The organism is Protofrankia coriariae (assembly GCF_001017755.1).
GTDB classification, from domain to species: Bacteria; Actinomycetota; Actinomycetes; order Frankiales; family Frankiaceae; genus Protofrankia; species Protofrankia coriariae.
Genome location: NZ_JWIO01000023.1, coordinates 32,076 through 33,897, shown reverse-complemented (window position 1 = coordinate 33,897; position 1,822 = coordinate 32,076). Strand labels below are relative to the sequence as shown.

Below are 1,822 nucleotides of genomic sequence, written 5' to 3'. Positions count from 1 at the left end.
CGGCCGCCGCCGGATCATCCGGCTCGCCGCCGTCCGCCGGCCCAGCACCCGTGCTTGTGCCCGACGGTCCGACGAACGCCGCCAGCGCGGCCGGGGTCCGGTGGGCGAAGACGTCCCGGGCGCTGATCTCCATGCCCTCGCGGCGGGCCCGGCTGGCCACCGCGATCGACAGGATGCTGTCGCCGCCGAGCGCGAAGAAGTCCTCGTCCACCCCGACCTGGTCGACCCTGAGCACGGCCGCGAAGATCTCGCAGAGCGTGCGCTCCCGGTCGTCGCGCGGGCCCCGCACCGGCGCCCGGTGGACGGCGGGCGCCGGCAGCGCGTCCCGGTCGAGCTTGCCGTTGGGGGTCAGCGGCAGCGCGTCGAGCACCACGAACGCGTCGGGCACCATCGGAGACGGCAGCGCGGCGGCCACCGACGCCCGCAGCGCGTCCGGATCGAGTCCGCGGCCGCGGGAGTCGGAGCCACGGCCTGAGCCAGAGCCACGGCCTGAGTCGGGGCCGGNCGGGGCTGGGCGAGCCGGTGGGACGGGCCGGCCCGCCCAGCCGGCCGGGGGCTGGTACGACAGCTGGTACGACGTAGGCGACGAGCCGGGCGGCACCCGGGCCGTCCTGGCGGACGACCACCGCTGCCCGCCCGACGCCGGGCTCGGCGGCAAGCCGGGCCTCGATCTCCGCGAGCTCCACCCGGTTACCACGGATCTTGACCTGGCGGTCGGAGCGACCCACGTAGACGAGCGCGCCGTCGGCCCGCCGGACGACGAGGTCACCGGTGCGGTACATCCGCGACCCGGGCGGGCCGAACGGGTCGGCGGCGAACCGCTCAGCGGTGAGACCCGGGCGATCATGATAGCCGCGGGCGAGCTGCGCCCCGGCGACGTAGAGCTCGCCCGGCACCCCGACGTCGACCGGCTCGAGCCCGGCGTCCAGCACGTACAGGCGGGTGCCCGGCACCGGCCGTCCGATCGGCACCGCGGGCCCGCCGACGAGCGCCGCCGCGGCACTCGCCGCCGCGGTGTCTGCTCGCGTGGCAGGTGCCGCAGCGGTGTCTCCTGGGACGGCGGCGGNGGCGGGTGCCGCCGCGGTGCCCGTCCGGGCGGCGCCGAACTCCCAGCGGGTGACCAGCACGGTCGTCTCGGTCGGCCCGTAGACGTTCGACAGCGGCACGCCAGTCAGCTCGTACCACCGGGTGGCCAGGTCGGTGGTCAGCACCTCCCCACCGGTGATGACCCGGCGCAGGCCGTCGACCCCGCGCCGGTCGCCGGTCATCTCGGCGTACTCCAGGTACGCCGCCAGCGTCGAGGCCACGAACGCGAGCGTGGTGACCCGCTGGTCATGGACGAGCTCGGCGAGGTAGCGCGGGTCACGGTGGCCGTCCGGACGCGGCAGCACCACGGCGGCGCCGGAGCACAGCGGCCAGAAGATCTCCATGACGGAGGGGTCGAAGCTCGTGGAGGTCTGCTGGAGCATCCGGTCGTCCCCGCCGAGGGTGAACGCGCTCTGCAGGGACGCGACAAGGCCGAGGACGGCGCCGTGGCTGACCACGACGCCCTTGGGCCGCCCGGTCGACCCGGACGTGTAGATCAGATAGGCGGGATGGTCCGCTCCCGGCGCGGCCGGGCCGGCGTGCCCGGGCCCTCGGACGTCGGCTTCCGGGGGCTCCGCCGCCAGCGCCTCGGCCGTCGCCAACGCCTCGGCCGTCCCCAGGGCGGCGGCTGAATCCTTGGCTGTAACCGGATCCCCGGCCGTGGCCGGATCCCCGGCCGTGGCCGAAGCCGGATCCGCGTCCAGGATCTCGATTGTCGGCTCGCCGGTGCCGCCAG

1 protein-coding gene and 1 pseudogene (1 of these 2 running past the window's edge) are annotated in these 1,822 nt (G+C 76.1%); both read right to left on the bottom strand.

Annotated features, from left to right (window positions below):
• Positions 1 to 391 (bottom strand): phosphopantetheine-binding protein (locus tag FrCorBMG51_RS33890; RefSeq protein WP_420848626.1); only part of this gene is annotated, 391 nt, incomplete at its 3' end.
• 514 nt (positions 392 to 905) lie between these two features.
• Positions 906 to 1,822, bottom strand: a pseudogene (locus tag FrCorBMG51_RS29685) (amino acid adenylation domain-containing protein) (its annotated part continues 5,617 nt past the right edge of the window); the annotation flags it as partial.